Origin of the sequence: Pseudomonas yamanorum, assembly GCF_900105735.1 — a bacterium.
GTDB classification, from domain to species: Bacteria; Pseudomonadota; Gammaproteobacteria; order Pseudomonadales; family Pseudomonadaceae; genus Aquipseudomonas; species Aquipseudomonas yamanorum.
In genome coordinates, this window is record NZ_LT629793.1 from 5157992 (window position 1) to 5179559 (window position 21568).

Annotated in this window: 21 protein-coding genes; 11 read left to right on the plus strand and 10 right to left on the minus strand. The window is 56.3% G+C overall.

The annotated features are described in order from the left end of the window. Nucleotides 1-573 precede the first annotated feature (573 nt). Nucleotides 574-2862 carry an AAA family ATPase gene (locus BLU46_RS24280; protein ID WP_157721312.1) on the minus strand — a complete coding sequence of 763 codons (2289 nt, stop codon included), beginning with the start codon at nucleotides 2860-2862 and terminating at the stop codon, nucleotides 574-576. A 187-nt stretch (nucleotides 2863-3049) separates the two neighbouring features. Between BLU46_RS24280 and BLU46_RS24285 the strand changes: the two genes are divergently transcribed. Beyond that, a complete protein-coding gene (locus BLU46_RS24285; RefSeq protein ID WP_231988831.1) occupies nucleotides 3050-3280 on the plus strand; it encodes a hypothetical protein in 231 nt (76 codons plus the stop codon). Between the two features lie 114 nt (nucleotides 3281-3394). Further along, a complete protein-coding gene (locus BLU46_RS33275; RefSeq protein WP_231988832.1) occupies nucleotides 3395-3760 on the plus strand; it encodes a hypothetical protein in 366 nt (121 codons plus the stop codon). A 103-nt stretch (nucleotides 3761-3863) separates the two neighbouring features. Here BLU46_RS33275 and BLU46_RS24295 read toward each other — a convergent pair whose 3' ends face one another. The 3 genes from BLU46_RS24295 to BLU46_RS24305 all read right to left on the minus strand — a co-directional run bounded on the left by BLU46_RS24295 (nucleotide 3864) and on the right by BLU46_RS24305 (nucleotide 5335). Then, nucleotides 3864-4622 (minus strand): hypothetical protein, encoded by a 759-nt coding sequence (locus tag BLU46_RS24295; protein ID WP_231988833.1) that lies wholly within the window; start codon nucleotides 4620-4622, stop codon nucleotides 3864-3866. 157 nt (nucleotides 4623-4779) lie between these two features. Next, nucleotides 4780-5016: a helix-turn-helix domain-containing protein gene (locus BLU46_RS24300; protein ID WP_026013795.1), complete on the minus strand. Its 237-nt coding sequence runs from the start codon at nucleotides 5014-5016 to the stop codon at nucleotides 4780-4782. A 118-nt stretch (nucleotides 5017-5134) separates the two neighbouring features. After that, a complete protein-coding gene (locus tag BLU46_RS24305) occupies nucleotides 5135-5335 on the minus strand; it encodes a helix-turn-helix domain-containing protein (RefSeq protein ID WP_093207180.1) in 201 nt (66 codons plus the stop codon). Between the two features lie 115 nt (nucleotides 5336-5450). On the opposite strand from BLU46_RS24305, the gene BLU46_RS24310 reads away from it, so the two are divergent. Then, entirely contained in the window at nucleotides 5451-5990 is a 540-nt protein-coding gene (locus tag BLU46_RS24310; protein WP_093207185.1) for a hypothetical protein, read from the plus strand. On the opposite strand, the gene BLU46_RS24315 is transcribed toward BLU46_RS24310, so the two are convergent. After that, nucleotides 5983-7194, minus strand: a complete 1212-nt coding sequence (locus BLU46_RS24315) for a site-specific integrase (RefSeq protein WP_093207190.1) — start codon at nucleotides 7192-7194, stop codon at nucleotides 5983-5985. The genes BLU46_RS24310 and BLU46_RS24315 overlap by 8 nt on opposite strands. Nucleotides 7195-7705: 511 nt before the next feature. Here BLU46_RS24315 and BLU46_RS24320 point away from each other — a divergent pair. Continuing rightward, nucleotides 7706-9088: an MFS transporter gene (locus tag BLU46_RS24320; protein ID WP_093207195.1), complete on the plus strand. Its 1383-nt coding sequence runs from the start codon at nucleotides 7706-7708 to the stop codon at nucleotides 9086-9088. A gap of 60 nt (nucleotides 9089-9148) precedes the next feature. Here BLU46_RS24320 and BLU46_RS24325 read toward each other — a convergent pair whose 3' ends face one another. The 4 genes from BLU46_RS24325 to flgA form a co-directional block, all read right to left on the minus strand. Further along, complete coding sequence (locus BLU46_RS24325) at nucleotides 9149-9898, minus strand: flagellar brake protein (RefSeq protein ID WP_017475861.1); 750 nt, start codon at nucleotides 9896-9898, stop codon at nucleotides 9149-9151. Between the two features lie 95 nt (nucleotides 9899-9993). Next, complete coding sequence (gene flgN, locus BLU46_RS24330) at nucleotides 9994-10461, minus strand: flagellar protein FlgN (RefSeq protein ID WP_063027872.1); 468 nt, start codon at nucleotides 10459-10461, stop codon at nucleotides 9994-9996. A gap of 48 nt (nucleotides 10462-10509) precedes the next feature. Beyond that, the gene (flgM, locus tag BLU46_RS24335) at nucleotides 10510-10833 is read right to left on the minus strand and encodes a flagellar biosynthesis anti-sigma factor FlgM (protein ID WP_003214254.1); all 324 of its coding nucleotides are present in this window, start codon (nucleotides 10831-10833) and stop codon (nucleotides 10510-10512) included. Between the two features lie 142 nt (nucleotides 10834-10975). Then, the gene (flgA, locus tag BLU46_RS24340; protein WP_063027874.1) at nucleotides 10976-11740 is read right to left on the minus strand and encodes a flagellar basal body P-ring formation chaperone FlgA; all 765 of its coding nucleotides are present in this window, start codon (nucleotides 11738-11740) and stop codon (nucleotides 10976-10978) included. 80 nt (nucleotides 11741-11820) lie between these two features. On the opposite strand from flgA, the gene BLU46_RS24345 reads away from it, so the two are divergent. From BLU46_RS24345 to BLU46_RS24375, 7 genes are all read left to right on the plus strand, one after another. Further along, nucleotides 11821-12753, plus strand: a complete 933-nt coding sequence (locus BLU46_RS24345) for a chemotaxis protein CheV (protein WP_063027876.1) — start codon at nucleotides 11821-11823, stop codon at nucleotides 12751-12753. A 43-nt stretch (nucleotides 12754-12796) separates the two neighbouring features. Next, complete coding sequence (gene cheR, locus BLU46_RS24350) at nucleotides 12797-13624, plus strand: protein-glutamate O-methyltransferase CheR (RefSeq protein WP_010165768.1); 828 nt, start codon at nucleotides 12797-12799, stop codon at nucleotides 13622-13624. Nucleotides 13625-13858: 234 nt separating this feature from the next. Then, nucleotides 13859-14266, plus strand: coding sequence for a flagellar basal body rod protein FlgB (gene flgB / locus BLU46_RS24355; RefSeq protein ID WP_003214246.1), 408 nt, complete (start codon nucleotides 13859-13861; stop codon nucleotides 14264-14266). 3 nt (nucleotides 14267-14269) lie between these two features. Further along, complete coding sequence (flgC, locus tag BLU46_RS24360; protein ID WP_017475856.1) at nucleotides 14270-14722, plus strand: flagellar basal body rod protein FlgC; 453 nt, start codon at nucleotides 14270-14272, stop codon at nucleotides 14720-14722. A gap of 16 nt (nucleotides 14723-14738) precedes the next feature. After that, nucleotides 14739-15467: a flagellar hook assembly protein FlgD gene (flgD, locus tag BLU46_RS24365; protein WP_063027878.1), complete on the plus strand. Its 729-nt coding sequence runs from the start codon at nucleotides 14739-14741 to the stop codon at nucleotides 15465-15467. Between the two features lie 31 nt (nucleotides 15468-15498). Next, nucleotides 15499-16821, plus strand: coding sequence for a flagellar hook protein FlgE (gene flgE / locus BLU46_RS24370; RefSeq protein WP_063027880.1), 1323 nt, complete (start codon nucleotides 15499-15501; stop codon nucleotides 16819-16821). 172 nt (nucleotides 16822-16993) lie between these two features. Next, complete coding sequence (locus BLU46_RS24375) at nucleotides 16994-18070, plus strand: hypothetical protein (RefSeq protein WP_093207200.1); 1077 nt, start codon at nucleotides 16994-16996, stop codon at nucleotides 18068-18070. A gap of 93 nt (nucleotides 18071-18163) precedes the next feature. Here the strand turns inward: BLU46_RS24375 and BLU46_RS24380 are convergent, their stop codons facing one another. After that, nucleotides 18164-21061, minus strand: a complete 2898-nt coding sequence (locus tag BLU46_RS24380) for a ribonucleoside-diphosphate reductase subunit alpha (RefSeq protein ID WP_063027882.1) — start codon at nucleotides 21059-21061, stop codon at nucleotides 18164-18166. Nucleotides 21062-21568: the final 507 nt, after the last annotated feature.

Genomic DNA, 21568 nt, shown 5'->3' on the forward strand with positions numbered 1-21568 from the left:
CTCTGGCCCCGGGACAGAATTGGATGGGGTGGCGCTTCACCACCTCACGCTTTAAAGGTGAGCCGGGATCACATTAAGGCGTTGCTGTGGCAGCAATACCTGCTCCAGCCTGCTGTCAGGAGGAGCGGTTGCCAAGCAGGCCAGACGGTCCGACTCGGCTCATTTGGTCTGTCTCGATGGGAAAGGGAGAGGGCACCATTTCGGGTCTTGCGGAATAGGTATGGTCATGTTGACCAACCCACCGTGTGGATTCCTACACTGTGTGTTGCTTTCCACTGTCCGTAGCGCTTCCACCACTCCCAGTGAGGCCAAACCATCTCACTGAGACCAAATCGTCACACATGGGGATATTTCAATGTGGGAGCGGGGTAGCGTGGGGCTTTTACCTAATGGGAGATGTACTCAAGCCTGAGGGCATTAGCAGATCCGCCGAGTTCTGCTCACATCACGTCCAGGCACCTGATGTACTCATTTTTTTGAACACCGTTAACGGACCAGTTGGAATCGTCCTGTTTGCAGATTTGAAATCCAGGAGGGAGCGATTTGAGATTCATGCTCCCCCGCCCCTTGAAATCAGACCTGTTCAACAGTTCCGCTATAAACCAATTTTAAAGATCTTTCACCATAAGTAAGTAATTCACTAGACGTGATCTGTACTGTGTCGCAGTCCGGGTTAGTGTCATGATGGAATTGACCTGCATAACTATTGATTTCTTGAAGCTCGTCGATAAGGCTTTTTGCATAAGTTAAGGGGCTTGGTGCTGTCGAGTCTCTTATATGAGTTAGGACTTGGCCGAACATTGAGTCTTTGGGAAGTAGCCCTGGGAATCGGCGGTGCAAATATCCCTCTAAAAATGGTCTGATGGCTTTCGCGGTACTCCTTGAGTCATTTGGAACTCCTGCGCAAAGCTCCATAAGTACACGGTGGTGTCTGTAGAAGGGCGACTCACACTCTTTGTCTACATCGAATTTGTCTAGGTCACTATAGCCGTTAGCCGCGTGTCGTAATTGTAGGGCTTGTAGTGGTTGCGCGGCCTTGCTACTCAGATCATCACGCATATCTCGGATGAAGTAGGGGTCGTGCGCTAATACTATGAGTTGCTCGGACTTATCATGAATGCTCTTGAGTATTGCCTTGGTTTGGTTTTTTCTATTGACGTCAAGGCTGCACATAGGGTCATCAATGACTACTATTTTTTGAAGCAGATTCGGATCTGCTGAAATAGTTGCTACAAAAAAAGCAAATGCTAATGTTCGCTTATCTCCTTCACTCAGAACTGTCGAGAATTTCGGAGTGCCATCTAGAGATATAGACATACCTCTTAAGCGCAATCCATATTCGCTACGTGCAGAGCCGCCTTTAAAGTTGGAATCCATCTTTTCGATGCGAAAAGTTGCTCCAAATTTATCTAGTAGCGAATTAATGGACTTCTGAAAAGTTGCCAGCACGGATGCCATTTGCTCGTTTAGCTGTGTTCGGGCAGCCTTCTTTTTAGTTTCTGCCACGGTCGCGGTTTGTTTTGCAGTAGCTAGCGATGTGAGCAAAGCTATGACTGCTGGGCTGTGCCGCACCGTACCCAGTTGGAGTGCTGTTATCTGTTGGCCCATCAATGTTGCGTTTTCGGATGCGAGACTGGTTCTGTATTTTTCTATTAGTTGCGTTGAATTCTGGATTTTTTGGTTTGCTTGCTGCATTAAATCAATTACCTCATTCCATAGCTCATGAACCTTGCTTTTTTCTGTATCGCTTCCAATAGATTCCAGCGGTTTGCTGATTTTAGTCGCTGCAAGCTCTAGCAATATTTCTCTCAAATCTCCAATGATCTTTTTAGTTTTTGAACTTTCAAAGGTGCATGGCGGTGTAATTATCTCTGGTGTCCAGATTGCAATGGTGGCTAATGCCTTTGAGAATCCGATATCAAAAACATCAATTACAGAATCGGATGCTCGAATTTGTATTCCACGATCCAGTAATGATACTTGCTGTTTAAGATCCTCATAAGCCTTGTTGAAGTGTGTCCTGTATGCTTTGATCAGGGTTGTGTCGGTGGTTTTTTGAGCGCAGTAAGGACAGTTCTTGCCGTCATCGAATTTCTGACCGTCACTAATCCATTTTTCAATATCTGGTTTTGAGATGTGTTGGAGATGTTTTTGAATGATGCTTTCCGCGTCCTCTTCAATATCATTTAATGTAGTATTCAATATTTTGAACAGACTTTCGATATCGAGGGTAGGTAGCGAGACTTGCACTGGTAGAGGACGAGTAAGAATGTTTCCAATGTTGTTGGCGATTTGAATCCTCTTCTGAAGGTCTACTATTTTTGTTGCTGCGTTTGGATCAGGGCTGAGTTTTTGAAATGCAGGTAAAAGCATTCCCTGATGAAATCCTGCCAATTGTGCAGTGATTTGATTTACTTCAGAGCTGGCTGCCGCGGCAAGCTTTGTTGTTTCCTCTTCAGTTTCACGTGCCTTTACTGCTGATGAGCCAAGCGCAAATTGGAGCAGGTTCTTGCGTTGACCTGGAGTTACAACTCCACCGGAATGAACATTTTTCTCGACGAAATCGGCATCAAATACTAAGAGTTCCTGTCGTTTTTCAGACCAGACCCCATTAGAAAAAGATACTTTGTGACCACTGCCAAACGTGAGATCTACCAATGGAGCCAAGCTGGCGTCGATGGTTTTTCTTTCAGTTATAAGTGATGGGTCTCCAGTTGCAGCTGAGCGGAGAATACTCGCTAATGTGGATTTTCCTCGACCATTGTCCGCATAAATTAGCTGTGCTTTGCATAGACGCAAAGGTCTGCCGTTGACGTCGTGAAGTAGGCCTATTCCTTGAATCCTTTCGATCCGTTCGAGCACGACAAAATCCTCCAAGAAACGCATAGACAATCATGGACAGACGATTGCCAACTGAAGGTAGCACAGGGCATGGAATTAGCTTGAGAACGGCAGGGAATGCGCCCCTGCAATTATTTTGCTCTCCATCCTTGCGTCAGTACTAACTAAGTGTCAGTATGGATTTCCGTTAGTACAAACGCGGTGACCAATGAGCCAAGACGATATGCAAAAGCAGGCAAAGACTAGCAACGAGAGACAAAAGGAGTTGAAGGCGCGCCGAGTTGCTGATGGCTTCAAACACACAACGGTATGGATTCACGCGGAAACGGAAGAGGAGGGTAAGCAGGCGGCGCGAGACGGCAAGCCACTCAAGCCGATGGAGTCGAAAGACCCCTTGAGCTGGGCGGCAGGCTGGATCAGCGAGAAGGGTAAGCAGTAAATACCCCTTACTCCGGGTATTTAAATGTGAGGGAATCCCACTTTTAAAAAGGTGCCAAGCCGCTGCGTCAACAGCGGCTTGGCGATCACACGACGAAACTTCAAGGTACACGTCATGCAACTTTACCAAAATATCAGTAACGCTCTGAAAGGCCAAGATAAGTCCGGATTTGAAGGGGAGTGCCCGGAAGGCCTTGAGGCGGGCGACTCTAGCCCCTTACACCTGCCCCTCTTCACCGAGAAGCAACGAACCCTAGTGGTTGAGCTCATTCTCGCAGAGCGGCGTTACGCTACTCGGTGGTGGACGCACCTGAGCGAGATGCGGCGGCGTCAGGAGCTCCCTGAGTGGGTTGCGGCGGACATTGGCACTCATGATGAGCATGACCTGCTGCTTGAGAGTAGGAAGGCCGTCAATCAGGCTCTATTCGGCTCGGATGACCTGGGCGGCGATCAGCAATACCGCGCGGTGGTGTTGGAGTAGGGCTGACAAACTACGAAACTTTCGCAGTATCGAGGGCACTACCCCGTCACAGGGTGGTGCCCTTTTTCATTGGCGGCGGTAGGTGAATTCTCAGCAAGGTGGATCAGGTCGAGCTGTATGCCTCCAACCACTCATCAACACTCTGATCCTGGGGTGGCTTAGGGGTGTGTATAGGGGGGGAAGGAATGGTCTTGTAACCTTCCTTCCTTATTACCTTGTTTCCGTAGTTTGAAACACACGTAGTTGTAATCGGCTGAAGCCCTTGTGGTTCGTGGTCTGTAGCCATTTCCTTGTCCGGATCTCTTGTCCGGAAGTTGTCCGGCGCTTGTCCGGAAATTGTCCGGATGTTGTCCGGCAAAATGGCTGCTCTGAATTGCTCTGCGGTCAGACTGACCGGTACCAGACTGCCGACTTTGAAACGGTCATCAGTCACTGATCCAGTCACTAGGACGCTACGTAGCTTCCCCATGTAATCGTGCATAGCTGCCAGCCGCCGAGGAAAAGGCAGGCCGGTCCCCATCCAGAACTTGTAGAAATGGCTTCGCTTACCGATGCGAAATTGTCCTTTCGGTAGCAGAGCGCCAGCCTTGGCCGTAGCCGTGTTCCGCTGACGTGTCAGATCAGCGTTGAACACTGCGTAGACAGATTGGCCTGACAGTATCGAGACAAATTGAAGGGTGATACCAGCACTCCGGGTTTTGCCGTAATGCCCAGTTGAATAGCCTACGTACTCAAAAGCATCCATGCCCACCGACATAAGTGCCTCCCGACAAAGCCGGGCTGTATTGGTGGTGATCCACTCAGGCGGCACGAGCTTGCCGCTCGCCGGTTGAATGGCGAGCTGCCCAAGCTCAATGCTCACCGCGTCGCCACGGCTAAGTAGTTTTGTGGCTAGGCATTCCACTGAATCGACCTCAGCGTAATTCGGCTGGATTACCAGCGTGCCGAAGCCCGCTGGCGGCTCACAGGCAGGCGCCAGGGGGGCGCCGCAAAAATGCGGCGACCCAGCGGTCTCCGGATTAAGACGCTTCGCGCATCAGGATGTACTTGGCCACGCGGTGTGGCGGTCGGCCTGGCTCAGTGGACTGGTGCGTCCAATAGGTGCGGATCTCATGACCCTTTTTCCTGAGGCGGCGGATTGTGTTGGGGGGCTGGACGATATCCAGGTCCTTGGCGGCTTCGATGGTCGATACTGGCCCGTTTCGCAGGGCCTCCATCATCTTGCAGTCTTGCTCTGTTGAAGAATGACGTGTCATAGTTTGCCCTTCACGTTGGTGCTATCCAGTGTGTTTACGCTAAGGCGGTGCTCTAACACCGCCTTAGCAATCCCCCGCGCAGCCCTGCGCAAATCCCGCCCCTTACTCTTTCCACGCTTCACCGTGTTCCAGCCTTTGCAGCGCGCTCAATCCACGCTCTGAGCTCTGTCATCAGGATCAACCTGCGGCGCCCAAGCTTGAATGCTTTCAGATCTCCGGAGGCAATGAGCTCGTAAACGCCGGAGCGGGAGTAGCCGACGATGCGGGCGGCGCCCTCTACGCTTACCGAAAGCGGTTCAATCTGTTCAGAAGATGTCATGTCTTTATCCTTGATCGATGCGGCGGACTGTACGATACTTGTCCGGACGTAAACATCCTATTTGTAAGTAACACGCTCTGCAAGCAAAATATTTGTAGACGCAAGGAGTCGAATGATGGCAAACCGCTCAAAAAAAGTCGTCCTATCGGCGAGGGTTGATCCGTACCTGAAGGCGGCGCTGGAGTTATTGGCGGCTTCTCAAAAAGAAAAGATCGTGAAGCTGTTGGAGACGTTTATTGAGAACGGCATGCACGACTTTTATGTCGTTAACCCCTTCCTTGCGAAAAGTGGTGAGGCAGAGAAAACCAGCTTCATGAACGTGTTCACGGCGATATGGAGCGAAGATGAGGTTGTTTATAAACTAAGGGCCGGTGTACTTGGCCCGCAGTACGCTGGTGAGACTGCTTGGCGGCAAGCAATGGTTGTTACCGGTGACCACTATTTCAAAGGGACTGATGATCTATACGGAGATTTAAACGGCCTTAGCGAGAAATGGGGTTACAAGGCTGAATACAACTATTTCCTGGACATGGAAAAAGTGAGGTCAGAATGGCCTCTGATCGAGAGCTACGTTAGCTTCATAGAAAACAACAAGCCTTTCGAGCCTTTCTATGAGGACTACAAGAGGATGTTGGAGCAGTCCAAAGCTAAATAAGCTCAACCGCGGCGGCTTTTGTTCCTGGCGCCAGATGTGCGTAGCGCAGTGTCATTTTAATATCGGCGTGCCCCAGCAGATCCCGTACCGTGTTGAGCGGTACGCCAGCCATTACCAGGCGTGAAGCGAAGTCGTGGCGCATATCGTGCCAGCGGAACCCGTCGATCTGCGCCCGCTCAAGCAACTTGAGCCAGGCGCTTTTCACGTCCTCAAAGCGACCGCCGCCCTGACCTGGAAACACATACGGCGACTTGCTCACCTGCTTCTTCCAGGCTTCCAGCGCACCAATGGTCTCCTTGTTCATCGGGATGTGGCGCGTATCGCTTGTCTTGGTGGTGGCCCCGGCTACTGTGATTGTCTTCGTGTCGAAGTTCACCGCTGACCATTTCAAGTCAAATAGCTCTCCGCGCCTCATGCCTGTATTCAACGATACCAGGACCATTGGCTTCAGGTGATCGGTGAAAGGCAGTTCCAGCAGGCTTGGCATCGGCTCTCTGTGGCGGTCCGTCCGCCAGGTGTTTGCACTCTCGCGCTCGGCCCTCATTTCATCCTGTCGAGCGTCCAGGGCGTCGCGTAGACGCTTGGTCTCGTCAGCATCCAGGTAGCGAATCACCCCCTTTGAATCGACCTTGAGCTGTTTCAGCTTGGCCAGAGGGTGCTCATCGATGTAATCCCACTCGACCGCCCGGCTGAATACTCCGCTGATAGAGCCCATTTTCCGGTTGACCGTGGAGGGCTTGTTGCCGGCCTGCATCCATCCTGTGCGGATCAGCTCCAGGTCTCGCCCGGTGATCGCGTCCAAGCGCTGGGGCATGATTGGGTCGAAGTTATTGCTGAGGGTGTGCTGCGTCTTCTCATGGCCTTTGTGATGGGCTTTGAACCACGGCATATAGGTATCGTCGATAAAATCGCGCAGACAGGGCAGGGTGGCGCCTCTGCGGCCTTGAGTGACAGCCAGGGGCTCGCCATGGGTTCGAGCCTCCGCCAGGTACTGAGTGGCCTCGGTGCGAGCTTGATCAAGCGTGAGAATTCCGACACGGCCTAAAGTCTTCTTCCGGCCGCGGGCCCAGGAGACGACGTAAGACTTTGCGCCTGCGGCGGTAACTCGCACGAACAGACCGCCGACGGTGGTATCGTGAACTTCGTATTCGTTGCCAGTGACCTGCAGTGATCCCAGCAGTTTGGCTGTTAGCTTCTCTTTCAATTTGTTCCCATGGGTGCATGGTGGGTGCAAAAAGAACTATACGGGGTCGTTTTTACGGACACAACCGGACGCAAGAGCCAATAAATTCGGGGATTCCCCAATGGTGACTGGGCTTTATATGACCCTCCTAAGGGGAAGGTTGGCCGTTCGAACCGGCCCTGGGACACCACATAATCGTTCCTGCCCCCGCGGCCGGAACGTCAGCAAGCCCCGATCAGATTTATCTGGCGGGGCTTTTTTGTGGCCGGGCGTTTGAGTGCGGCAGTCTTTTCAAACACCAACCGAACCTTGCCCGCGTTTGAGGTTCACACGGGAGGCATGGGTGGGGCGGAGCAAGTACTCGTCTGCATCGTGTACCTCGCAGGTCACTGTCGAGCGTCTGACACGTAGCCAATTGGCATGAGCAAAATATTCCCCGGCAACCGCGTGTTTTGGCTGTCCGGACCCGACGACCCGGGACTATCATTCCGGTAGTCCTGACACCCACTGCAAGGAGCCGCTCGGAACGCCGATGCGCCAGATCTGGAAACCTTTTCGAGCCCTTTATTTTGCTTCCCTGATGATGCTGATCGGCTCTGGCCTGCTCAGTACTTACCTGGCCTTGCGCTTGGCGGCAGATCACGTCGACAGCCTGTGGGTGGGTGCGTTGATGGCTGCCAACTATTTTGGCCTGGTATTGGGGGGCAAGATCGGTCACCGCCTGATTGGCCGCGTCGGGCATATCCGTGCCTACGCCACCTGTGCAGGGATCGTCGGCGCGGCGGTGTTGGGCCACGGGCTGATCAACTGGCTGCCAGCCTGGATTGTGCTGCGGATGATTGTCGGCCTGGGCATGATGTGCCAGTACATGGTCATCGAGAGTTGGCTTAACGAGCAGGCTGAAGCCAAGCAACGCGGTGCGGTGTTCAGCGGCTATATGATTGCGTCGTACCTGGGCCTGGTGCTGGGCCAACTGATCCTTGTGATGCACCCTGAGTTGGGCCTTGAGTTGCTGATGCTGGTCGCGCTGTGTTTTGCGCTGTGCCTGGTGCCGGTGGCCATGACTCGCCGTATTCACCCGGCACCCCTGCATCCGGCGCCGATGGAGCCGCGCTTCTTTATCAAGCGGGTGCCGCAGTCCCTCAGTACGGTGTTGGGGGCCGGGCTGATTGTGGGTTCCTTCTATGGTTTGGCGCCGCTTTACGCGTCCCAGCAGGGGCTGACTACGGAGCAGGTCGGTCTGTTCATGGGTAGCTGTATTTTCGCCGGGCTGCTGGTGCAGTGGCCGTTGGGCTGGTTGTCCGATCGGTATGACCGCGCGCTGTTGATTCGCTGCTTTGCCTTGTGCCTGGCGGTGGCTGCGTTGCCGTTGGCGATCATGACCCAGGTGCCGTTGGAAGTGCTGTTTGTCGCAGGCTTTCTCTGTTCTCTGGTGCAGTTCTGCCTCTACCCGCTGGCCGTGGCGTTTTCCAACGACCACGTCGAGGGTGATCGCCGGGTGTCGCTTACGGCGATGTTGCTGGTGACCTACGGTATCGGCGCCAGTGTCGGCCCGCTGTTGGCCGGTGTGGTGATGAAGCTGTTCGGCAGCCACATGCTGTATGCGTTTTTCAGCCTGTGTGCGTTGATCCTGGTGTGGCGCATCCGGCCCAAGGCCGTCACCAACCTTCATCAGGTGGACGATGCACCGCTGCATCACGTGGCGATGCCTGACAGCATGTCCAGTTCGCCGCTGGTGGCGTGTCTCGACCCGCGAGTGGACGAGCAGGTGGTGCAGGAGCAGATGCAGACCGCGGTTCCGGACCCTGAGCCTGAAGTCGATCCCGAGGTGGAGGGGCCATCACCCGTCACCGAGCCCCCGGAGCATCCGGACCCGGATGATCACCCTCACGACTTGAGCAGGGCGCGCCCCTGAAAGCAAAAACGGGCAGTTCCCTTGAGGAACTGCCCGTTTTTCTATCGCGATCTTTAGTGTTTAAAAATCATCGTCCTTGTCGAAGCGGCGAGCTTCACGCTGCAGTTGATACACAAACCGCTCGACCTGACGCTGCACCAGCCCGCTCATGTTATGAAAGCGTACGCCGGCGAAGGTGGTGTTGATCCTTTCTTCGAAGTGCAGGTAACGCAGTTCCACCGAGGTGGTCATGCTGCCAAAGGGCAGGGCGGCGATAAACCGGTCGTAGACCTGGCCCAGTTGCAGGCGCTCGGAGATGTCCCCTTCGAAACGCAATTTGCAGCCGGTGGCGGAAATGTCCAGCAACTTGCCACTGATGGGGGCCTTGAGTTTCTCGCCACCCAGTTCGACGCTGACCAGTTGCGCCAGCTTCAGGGCGGCGCGGAAGGCATTGCGACGCTGATGGTAGATCACTTCGTCGGGCATGCTGCCGCGGTAGATGCGGTGGCCGCCAGCTTCGTCGATGGTCAGGGTGCCGTTGCTTTCCCAGGCCACTCGCACGCCATCGTGGAAACCTTCGATACGGAAAGCTTCGCCATTCTCAAGGTAGCGTTCGCCGTCCCGCGGGATCATTTCGTCCAGGGCCAGCGTCTTGCTGTCCCGGTCGATTTCCACCAGGTAGCTTTGAAAGCGCTGGTTGCGTTCGTGGAAGGTGATGATCAGCGGATCATGGCTCTCTTGTAGCATCCGCAAGGTGCCCGCGATTTCCAGCGGCGTGGTAAGTACCTTGGGTGGCTGCGGAGCATCTTCCGCGTTAGGGGCGTTGAACACGGTTCTTCCATCTCCAGACAAAATACGACTACACGCAAGTGCTTTCATTTTGCCAGCATGTGACGCGCCTTGGATAGGGCGCGCGTGAGCTGGTTTCAGGCTTGGCTGCGGGTGCTTGGCTTGGCCAGGCGTGAGGTGGAGCCTTGAGCGTTGTAGAGGGCCGGAGGCTCGCCGCCGTGGAGGATACGCAACTGGTTGGCGGTGGTGGCTTGTTGCAGCTGGATCGCCTGGCCGTTGAGGAGGTTGGTTTCCTGGCACAGGGTCAGCAATTGGTTGAGTTCTTTGCTTTGGGCCAGCAACTGGTCGCCCACCGTAGAGTGGCTGGCGAGTTGCTCCAGGCCTTTGTGGTCGGCCGAAAGGCCCAGGCTGACGAGAATCTGGCTGCGCTTCTTGCCGTGCTGTTCCAGCAGGACGATCAGCGATTGCTTGCGCGCCAGAATTTCTTCCAGCATGCGCATGTCCCGCCCGAACAGGGCCAGGGACTCTTCCCGAAGTAGCTCCAGCAACTGCTGTGCGGGAGGCAGGTCTTCAATGATCAGTTGTAGCAAGTTTTCGTCGTGCATGGCTGGCCTTGGGTTTTAAGCGTCCAAAAGCCTGGCGCAGGCCTTTGCCTAGCGCTCGGCTTCGAAGTTAAGCAGCTTGCTGGCTACACGGTTGCTGTCGACCTTATAGCTGCCATCCGCAATCGCCTGCTTCAATTCAGCCACGCGGGCTTTATTGACAACTGGCTGATCGCTCAGCGAGTCAGTGACCTTCTGCAACTGTTGAGCCTCATTGCTCAGGTGTACCGATTCCCCGCTTTGGCTCGCGCCGGCCTGTTCTGTCTTGGCAGGCAGAGGCTGGGACTTGGCTTCAACGCTGTCTTTGGCACCGTTGGTGCGCGAAGAACCGGGCGTTGGCAGGGCGTTATTCAAACGACTGAAATCGATGACCATGTTAAAAAAACCTCTGGGTATTTGGACGCTTGCCATGTTTTCGGCCATACCCGGACAAACTTTAGGCTCGATTGACAATAAACCTATACGCGATGCCGCGTTGCGCACAGTGTAGGAAAAGCTGGCGTCCGATGCCAGTGATCTATAAAGCCACCTCAACTTGCCCCGGCGCCGTCACCCGGGCCTTGATCACGCGGTTGGAGTTGAGGTTCTTCACGCGAATCTGTTCACTCATGCCGCCATTGGAGAGGGCTTCCCCGGGCATTTTTACATTCAGGCCGCCGCTGCTGGCGGAGATCACCACCTGGTCACCTTTGCGCACCACTTCGGCCTGTTCAAGATGGACCAGGGTAATCACCTGGTCCGTGACCATTGGTCGGGTAAGTTTCTGCCCGAGCGCCTGATCCAGGGACGTGAGATAGCCCTGATTGATCAGGCTGATGTCCCGCTCGCGCATCGCAATGTCCTCATCACCAATGATTCCGGTGCGTTTCAGCGGGCGTGTCACCACCACGACATCGCGGAACAATTTGACCTGGGCCGGCACAAACACCGTCCAGGGCGAGGCGCCTTCGCAGCGCACCTTCACGGTCACGCGCCCGATGGGCTGGGCAGGACTTTCCAGCGAAGCTGTCAATTCTCTGTCACACATGGGCATGCGCAGGCGCGGATCCAACTGGTTGACCTGGATTTCATAGCGGCCCGGTGTCTGCGTCGTCGCCAGATAATCTTCTACAGTGAACTCAAGAAAGCCTTGAGTGACGCCGATAAGTAGATCAGGCAAGGTGACGTTATCGGCGCGGGCCGGCTGGCCCGTAGCCAAGGCAAGCAACGCCATCGAGACGCAGAGCAATCTGCGGTACTGTGGGGATCGGAGGCGTCGGGAAACTGTCGTTTTGATGTCCATGGCCAATAAAAAAGCAAAGCTCGTGCCGTTTAGTGTTGGGTACGCGTCGTACCCCTAAGTTTTAGCGTAGGAGTCTGTGCATGGCCGGTGTAATGGATTCAGTGAACCAGCGCACACAGCTGGTGGGGCAGAATCGCCTGGAGTTGCTGCTGTTTCGTCTGGACGGCAAGCAGCTTTACGGGATTAACGTCTTTAAGGTTCGGGAAGTACTGCAGTGCCCCAAGCTGACAATCATGCCCAAGTCCAGCCCGGTGGTTTGCGGTGTGGCCAATATCCGTGGCGCGACCATCCCGATTCTTGACCTGGCCATGGCCACCGGCTCGTCGGGTTTGCAGGATCGCGAGAGTCCGTTCGTGATCATCACCGAGTACAACACCAAGACCCAGGGTTTCCTGGTGCGCTCGGTGGAACGCATCGTCAACATGAACTGGGAAGAGATCCATCCGCCGCCCAAGGGCACCGGCCGCGATCACTACCTCACGGCAGTGACGCGGGTCGACAACCAGTTGGTGGAAATCATCGACGTGGAGAAAATCCTCGCCGAAGTGGCTCCGACCTCGGAGGCAATATCGGTGGGCGTGGTAGACGCCGAAACCGCGCACAAGGCGATCTCGCTGCGGGTGCTGACGGTGGACGACTCCTCGGTGGCGCGCAAACAGGTGTCCCGTTGCCTGCAGACGGTTGGCGTTGAAGTGGTGGCGCTCAATGACGGTCGACAGGCCCTGGATTACCTGCGCAAGCTGGTGGATGAGGGCAAGAAGCCGGAAGAAGAATTCCTGATGATGATTTCCGACATCGAGATGCCGGAAATGGACGGCTACACCCTCACGGCCGAGATACGCAACGACCCACGCATGCAAAAACTACATATCATCCTGCATACTTCGTTGTCGGGTGTATTCAATCAGGCGATGGTCAAGAAGGTCGGTGCCGATGACTTCCTGGCCAAATTCCGCCCTGATGACCTGGCATCCCGGGTAGTCGACCGGATCAAGGCAGCAGATCACGGCTAGGGGCCTTTTCCCTGGCGGTCACACGATTTAAGAGGCGGTATCATTGTCTACGGGTAATTTGGATTTCGAACAGTTCCGGGTCTTCCTGGAAAAAGCCTGTGGCATATTGCTCGGTGAAAACAAGCAGTACCTGGTATCCAGCCGTCTCAACAAACTGATGGAGCAGCAAGGCATCAAGTCCCTCGGGGAGTTGGTGCAACGGATCCAGGGTCAGCCGCGCAGCGGGCTCAAGGAGATGGTGGTCGATGCCATGACCACCAACGAAACCTTGTGGTTTCGCGATACCTATCCGTTTGAAGTGCTCAAGAACAAGGTGCTGCCTGAGGCGATCAAGGCCGCACCGGGACAGCGCCTGCGCATCTGGTCGGCGGCCTGTTCGTCGGGGCAGGAACCGTATTCGATTTCGATGTCCATCGATGAGTTCGAGCGGACCAACATGGGCCAGTTGAAGGCCGGGGCGCAAATTGTGGCCACGGATTTGTCCGGCACCATGCTCACCAACTGCAAGACCGGTGAGTACGACAGCCTGGCATTGGGGCGGGGGTTGTCTCCGGAGCGCTTGCAGCGTTTCTTCGATCCTAAAGGCGCGGGGCGCTGGGCGGTCAAGGCGCCGATCAAGAGCCGGGTGGAGTTTCGCTCGTTCAATCTGCTGGACAGTTATGCCAGCCTGGGCAAGTTCGACATGGTGTTTTGCCGCAACGTGCTGATCTACTTCTCGGCCGAGGTGAAGAAGGACATTCTGTTGCGCATCCACGGTACCCTCAAGCGCGGTGGTTATCTGTTTCTGGGCGCTTCCGAGGCGCTGAACGGTTTGCCGGATCATTACCAGATGGTGCAGTGCAGTCCTGGGATCATTTACCAGGCCAAGTGATGAATGCTTGAGCAAAAAAGGGAGGCCTGCACAGGCCTCCCTTTTTTATGGCCGCAAAGCGGCAAACCTTCATTGCCGCTTTACTGGCGTTTCGCGGAAACCCTTTGCCGCTTTTCTGGCATTGCCGCCGGCAATTGCCCCGCAAACCCTTGTAATACGGCCCTCAAAAGAATTGGCATGCCGATTGCTATAACCCTGTTACGAAAAGCAGGTCAGTCCCTATAGGTCTCCGCCATGAGCATCAGCTTCGATAAAGCGCTCGGTATCCACGAACAAGCCCTGGGCTTCCGCGCCCAGCGTGCCGAAGTCCTGGCCAACAACATCGCCAACGCCGACACCCCGAACTACAAGGCTCGGGACCTGGACTTCTCTGCCGTGCTCGCCGCACAGCAAGACAAGACCAAGAACGGCACCTTCGCCCTGAACATGACCAACAGCCGTCATATCGAAGCGCAAGGCCTGGGCAATGGTGACGAGTCGCTGCTGTATCGCACGCCGATGCAACCGTCGATCGACCAGAACACCGTGGACGCGCAACTGGAGCAATCGGCCTACGCCGAGAACTCGGTGAACTTCCAGGCCAGCTTCACCCTGCTCAACAGCAAATTCAAAGGGCTGATGTCAGCCCTGCGTGGAGAATAAGCCATGTCCCTCGCCAGTGTTTTCAATATTGCCGGTAGTGGCATGAGCGCCCAGACCACGCGCCTCAACACCGTCGCCAGTAACATCGCCAACGCCGAGACCGTGTCTTCGAGCATTGACCAGACCTACCGTGCCCGGCACCCGGTGTTCGCCACCATGTTCCAGGGCGGCCAAGGCGGCCAGAGTGGTAGCGGCGATTCGCTGTTCCAGAACCAGGATGCCGCGGGCCAGGGCGTGCAGGTGCTCGGTGTGGTCGAAGACCAGAGCAACCTGGATGCCCGCTACGAGCCGAATCATCCCGCCGCTGATGCCAAAGGGTACGTGTACTACCCCAACGTCAACGTGGTCGAGGAAATGGCAGACATGATTTCCGCCAGCCGCTCGTTCCAGACCAACGCGGAAATGATGAACACCGCCAAAACCATGATGCAGAAGGTCCTGACCCTGGGTCAGTGATAAGGGGCGCCAAATAATGGCCATTGTTGATACCAGCTCGACGAACACCGCGGTCCAGGACCTTTTCAATTCCAAGGTCAAGACGGCGACAGATAACAGCAGCGTCGGCGACGCAGCCAAGTCGGCGACGGGCAACCAGTCGTTGGGCAAGGACGCGTTCCTGCAACTGCTGGTCACCCAGCTGAAAAACCAGAACCCGCTGTCGCCTCAGGACAACGGCGCGTTCGTGGCACAGCTGGCTCAGTTCAGCAGCCTGGAAGGCATCAACACCCTGAACGACTCGGTGAATGCGATCTCCAGCAACTTCAGCTCTTCCCAGGCGCTGCAGGCGTCGTCGCTGGTGGGCCGCTCGGTGATCACCCAGACCGACAAGGCCATGGTCGACACCAGCAAAAGCATGACCGGTTCCGTGGCGGTGACGGCGGCAACGGGCAACGTCTCGGTCAAGATCACCGACAAGGACGGCAACGTCGTTCGCACCATCGACATGGGCGCCCAGAGCGCCGGCAATTCCAGCTTTGTCTGGGACGGCAAGAACGATGCGGGCGAGACGGCGGCTCCCGGCACCTACACCTTCAATGCCACCACCAAGAATGACAAGGGCGACTCGGTTGCCCTGCTCACCTCGCTGCCGGCAACGGTGACCAGCGTGACCCTGAGCCAGACCGGCGGCGAAATGCTGCTCAACCTGGCGGGCGGCATGGGCAGTATCAAGCTGTCGCAAATTCAGACTATCGGTACATAGAGCCGGCTAAATACGGCAAAAGGAGAGAACAATGTCTTTTAACATCGGCCTTAGCGGCCTCTATGCGGCCAACAAACAACTGGACGTGACCGGCAACAACATCGCCAACGTCGCGACCACCGGCTTCAAATCGTCCCGTGCCGAATTCTCGGATATCTACGCGGCGTCCAAGCTGGGCACCGGCCAGAACAGCATCGGCAACGGCGTAAACCTGGCGGCAGTGTCCCAGCAGTTCACCCAGGGTGACGTCAACAACAGCGGCGGCACGCTGGACATGGCGATCCAGGGCGGCGGCTTCTTCGTGCAGAAGGGCAGCGACGGTTCGCTGGAGTACACCCGTAACGGTGCCTTCCGTGCCGACAAAGACGGCTACATCACCAACAACACCGGCACCTCGCGCCTGCAAGGCTACGCGGCGGACGCCGACGGCAACATCCAGAAGGGCGCCTTGACCGACCTTCAGCTCAACCTGTCGTACCTGCCGCCGAAGGCTTCGAGCAAGGTGGACTCCACCAGTAACCTGAACTCGTCCTCGCCGGTGATCGACCAGACCAAGACCCCGTTTGATCCGACCAAGTCGGAGACCTTCACCACTCAATACTCCACCACGCTCTACGATACTCAGGGCAACGCGCATCCGATGGTGCAGTACCTGGTGAAGACGGACTCCAACACGTGGAAGTCCTACACCCTGATCGATGGGCGCAATCCTGACGGCTCGCCGATCAGTGGCACCGGTACTGACGTCAAGGCACCTGTTGCCTCGACGCTGTCGTTTGACACCGCCGGCAAGCTCTCGGGCATCATCACCCCGCCAGCCACTGCTTCGAACACCACCCTGACCATTTCCGACTGGAAGCCGGGCGCCCTGGTCAATGGTGTCTGGACGTCTAACGGCGCGGCCGCCAACACAGACGGCGTGGCCGTCAACATGGCGAACATCACCCAGTTCAACTCGGCTACCTACCGCAACCCGCCCACCACCGACGGTTACGCCACCGGTCAAATCACCGGGCTGAAAATCGACGGCAGCGGTGTGTTGTTCGCCACTTTCAGCAACCAGCAGAGCAAGGCCATCGGCCAGCTCTCCCTGGCCAGCTTCAACAACGAGCAGGGCCTGCAGCCAGCGGGCGGCACCACCTGGAAAGAAACCTTCGCGTCGGGCCAGCCGGGTTTTGATACCCCGCAAGTCGGGACCCTGGGTTCGATCGTGGCCAACTCCCTGGAGAACTCCAACGTCAACCTGACCAACGAGCTGGTGGACCTGATCAAGGCCCAGAGCAACTATCAGGCGAACGCCAAGACCATCTCCACCCAAAGCACCATCATGCAGACCATCATTCAGATGACCTGATGTTGTCGCCTTAAGCCGCATCACTGGAAAAGCCCCTCGGTCGAGGGGCTTTTTTTTGCCTGTCGATTGTCCAGGGCAGTCACTGGATGACATGGTTTTGGCGGAACGCCCTACGCCTGTTTTTCCACCTACGAAGCCAAGAAGGCTGAGGTCAACGGGTGGAGAGCAGGCTATGGCGAGTGTGGCGGTTTCAGGTGGTGTCATCGGGGGCGCGGTTTTTTCAGGTCGGGGTGTTGCGACGTCGGATCCGCTGGGCGATGAAAAAAACAAGGGTGTTTCTAACGAGGAAACGCTCAAAAAACTGCTCACGGCGTTGGATGATGCCGAGAAAACCTCCAAGAGCCAGCTCGCGCAGGATCTGCGAGACAAGCTCAACGAAGTGCGAGGGGAGATCGGTGACGAGAAATTCAAGGAAATCCTCAGCAAGCTGATTGAAGAGGCTTCCGGGCAATGGCTTGAGTTCCTCAAACAATTGCTGAAGATATTGTTTCCGGACTCGGACGACACGCCGCCCTCTCCTGCGCCATCCCCGGCACCACCACCATCGCCTGGTGGTGGTGGTGGTGGTGGTGGGGCCAATAGAAATGATTTTGGCCCCAGCGAGCCCATGAACAACAAGCCGCTGACCGAAGGTTCAAGGCATTTCAACTACAAGCCCGACAACAGCAATCCTGGAAAGAAGCCGGACAATATCTGGAGTGGCTTCAGCCAGGGCCCTGATGGTAACTGCGTCACCGTTTCCGCGATAAAGGGGGCGATGATGCGTTACGGTCAGAAACCCACGGACGTTTTCAAGGAAGTGAAAGAGACGGGGGGCGGCTATCACGTGAAAATGCGTGACGGCTTCGAGCTTGATCTGTCTAAGAAGGACCTCGAGGATGCGGCCAAATATGCACAATTTAAAGGCGATGATCCGGCGATGCTGACGGATGCCAATTTCATGTTCGCAGCGAGTGCCAAGCGTGCACAGATCGAAGGAAATGGTCTGGACGACAGGCCAGGTGAGGCGCAAAGAAGTTTTGCCCATGCGATGCAGAGCCTGAACAACGGCGAAATGCCCCACGAGGCGCTGGATCGCCTTGGGCTGAAGGGGCTCTATAGGAACTCTTCAAGCAGTGAGCTGGCGAGCGGCAAGCTGGGTGTCGTCGCCTATGATCGTCATTCAATGGCGGTGATTGGTGGGCAAGTCGAGTTGTGGGGGCGGCGAGGCGGCTCGCCAAAGCAGGGTATTGCGTACGCTTTTATTTAAGGGCGATAAACGAAAAAAGCCCGATAAACCCTATGCAGTCGGGGTTTATCGGGCTTTTCAATCCCGGGCATTCAAGCCCGGGACCGGCTCAGCTTATTGGCAAGCTTCGCAATCCGGCTCGTCGATCGCGCAGGCTTTTGGCACTGGCGCTGGACCGGCAGGTGCGGCGAGAACCGAATCATCACCGTGGTTGCCGCCGCTGGAAACAGCGTTCAGCTTGCCGGTGTTGATGGTCGACTTCTCGGTGCTGGTGGCGGCCAGGGCACGGAGGTAGTAAGTGGTTTTCAGGCCACGGTACCAAGCCATGCGGTAGGTCACGTCCAGCTTCTTGCCCGATGCGCCGGCGATGTACAGGTTCAGCGATTGAGCCTGGTCGATCCACTTCTGGCGACGGCTGGCGGCGTCGACGATCCACTTGGTGTCCACTTCGAAGGCAGTCGCGTAGAGCTCTTTGAGTTCTTGCGGGATGCGCTCGATCTGCTGCACCGAACCATCGTAGTACTTCAGGTCGTTGATCATCACCGAGTCCCACAGGCCGCGGGCTTTCAGGTCGCGAACCAGGTACGGGTTGATCACGGTGAATTCGCCCGACAGGTTCGATTTCACATACAGGTTCTGGTAGGTCGGTTCGATCGACTGCGACACGCCAGTGATGTTGGCGATGGTGGCGGTCGGTGCGATGGCCATGATGTTGGAGTTACGAATGCCTTTCTGCACACGGGCACGTACCGGTGCCCAGTCCAGGGATTCGTTCAGGTCAACGTCGATGTACTTCTGGCCACGCTGCTCGATCAGGATCTGTTGCGAATCCAGCGGCAGGATGCCTTTGGACCACAGCGAACCCTGGAACGTCTCGTAGGCGCCGCGCTCGTCGGCCAGGTCGCAGGAAGCCTGGATCGCGTAATAGCTGACCGCTTCCATGGACTTGTCGGCGAACTCGACTGCAGCGTCCGAACCGTAAGGAATGTGCTGCAGGTACAGCGCGTCCTGGAAGCCCATGATGCCCAGGCCGACCGGACGGTGCTTGAAGTTGGAGTTCTGCGCCTGTGGTACCGAGTAGTAGTTGATGTCGATAACGTTATCGAGCATGCGAACGGCGGTGTTCACGGTGCGTTCCAGCTTGGCGGTGTCCAGCTTGCCGTTGACGATGTGGTTCGGCAGGTTGATCGAGCCCAGGTTGCAAACGGCGATCTCGTCCTTGTTGGTGTTCAAGGTGATCTCGGTGCACAGGTTCGAGCTGTGGACCACGCCCACGTGCTGCTGCGGGCTGCGCAGGTTGCACGGGTCTTTGAAGGTCAGCCATGGGTGGCCGGTTTCAAACAGCATGGACAGCATTTTGCGCCACAGGTCTTTGGCCTGGATGGTCTTGAACAGCTTGATCTTGCCTGGGTACTGGGACAGGGCTTCGTAGTACTCGTAACGCTCTTCGAAGGCCTTGCCGGTCAGGTCGTGCAGGTCGGGCACTTCGGATGGCGAGAACAGGGTCCAAGGGCCGTCATCGAAGACACGCTTCATGAACAGGTCTGGGATCCAGTTGGCGGTGTTCATGTCGTGGGTGCGACGACGATCATCACCGGTGTTCTTGCGCAGTTCGATGAACTCTTCGATGTCCATGTGCCAGGTTTCCAGGTAGGCACACACAGCGCCTTTGCGCTTGCCACCCTGGTTCACGGCTACAGCGGTGTCGTTCACTACTTTGAGGAACGGTACAACGCCTTGGGACTTGCCGTTGGTGCCCTTGATGTACGAACCCAGTGCACGCACCGGCGTCCAGTCGTTACCCAGGCCGCCCGCGAATTTGGACAGCATGGCGTTGTCGTGGATCGCGTGGTAGATGCCCGACAGGTCATCCGGTACGGTGGTCAGGTAGCAGCTGGACAGCTGTGGACGCAGGGTGCCGGCGTTGAACAGGGTCGGGGTCGACGACATGTAGTCGAAGGACGACAACAGGTTGTAGAACTCGATGGCACGGTCTTCTTTCTGCTTCTCTTCGATCGCCAGGCCCATGGCCACGCGCATGAAGAACACTTGCGGCAGTTCGAAGCGGATACCGTCCTTGTGGATGAAGTAACGGTCGTACAGGGTTTGCAGGCCCAGGTAGGTGAACTGCTGGTCGCGCTCGTGGTTGATCGCCTTGCCGAGTTTTTCCAGGTCGAAGGTGGCCAGGATCGGGTTCAGCAATTCGAATTCGATACCCTTGGCGATGTACGCCGGCAGGGCCTTGGCATACAGGTCGGCCATCTCGTGGTGCGTGGCGCTGTCGGCGACGCCGAGGAAGCCCAGGCCTTCGGCACGCAGGGTGTCCATCAGCAGGCGCGCAGTCACGAACGAGTAGTTTGGCTCACGCTCAACCAGGGTACGGGCGGTCATCACCAGGGCGGTGTTGACGTCGGTCAGGGCCACGCCGTCGTACAGGTTCTTCAGGGTTTCGCGCTGGATCAGGTCGCCATCGACTTCTTCCAGGCCTTCGCAGGCCTCGGTGATGATGGTGTTCAGGCGGCCCAGGTCCAGCGGTGCAAACGTACCGTCGGCCAGGGTGATGCGGATCGACGGGTGAGCTTGTACGGCAGCTTCTTCAGCCGGGGAACGTACGGCACGTTCCTTGGCGCGGGAGTCACGGTAGATCACGTAGTCGCGGGCAACTTTCTGCTCGCCGGCACGCATCAGGGCCAGTTCGACCTGGTCCTGGATTTCTTCGATGTGGATGGTGCCGCCCGATGGCATGCGACGCTTGAACGTTGCGGTGACCTGTTCGGTCAGGCGCGCAACGGTGTCGTGGATGCGCGACGAGGCAGCAGCGGTGCCGCCTTCAACTGCAAGAAACGCTTTGGTGATCGCGACGGTGATTTTGTCATCGGTGTAAGGAACGACAGTGCCGTTACGCTTGATCACACGCAGTTGGCCGGGCGCGGTGGCGGACAGATCCAGGTTCGAATCGGCGGCCTGCGGCACGGAGCCTTGCGGGTTCTCGCGAGTTGTGTCGGTTTGCATGGGGGGTTGTCTCCACATTCTATATTTATTTGGGCACCATCACGGTGCCCACCGTTCCGTCCTGAAGCACTTACAACAGGCCAAGGGCCTGGCATAACAACTTCGGGACAGGAGGAAGGGAGCTGTTCGCGCCGCTTCCATGCCGAAGTCTTCGGTACAAGCTTGGGGCTCTTTACCGTATTCCTGGTGGGTGACTGCTTCGTACTGCAACACCCGTACCGTTTCTGCCTGATCGGGGCTAAAAACGGCTGCCATCCGCGTGCGCGGTTTGGTCTTCTGAAAAAGGCTTAAGTTCAACCAAACAGGAGCAAGAAAGAACTTGAGTTTCTTGTCTGATTTGTGTTTGGTCTTTTCGCTCAAAAACCCTACATGTAGGGTTTTTTTGGCGACGACCTACAAGATAATGCGTTTTCGGGGGTATGGCAACGCACTACCTGTGGATAACGCTGTGGGTAAAATGTGTATGAAACGTGGAACAGGCGTGTAGGCCGCAGTACTGCTGCATCG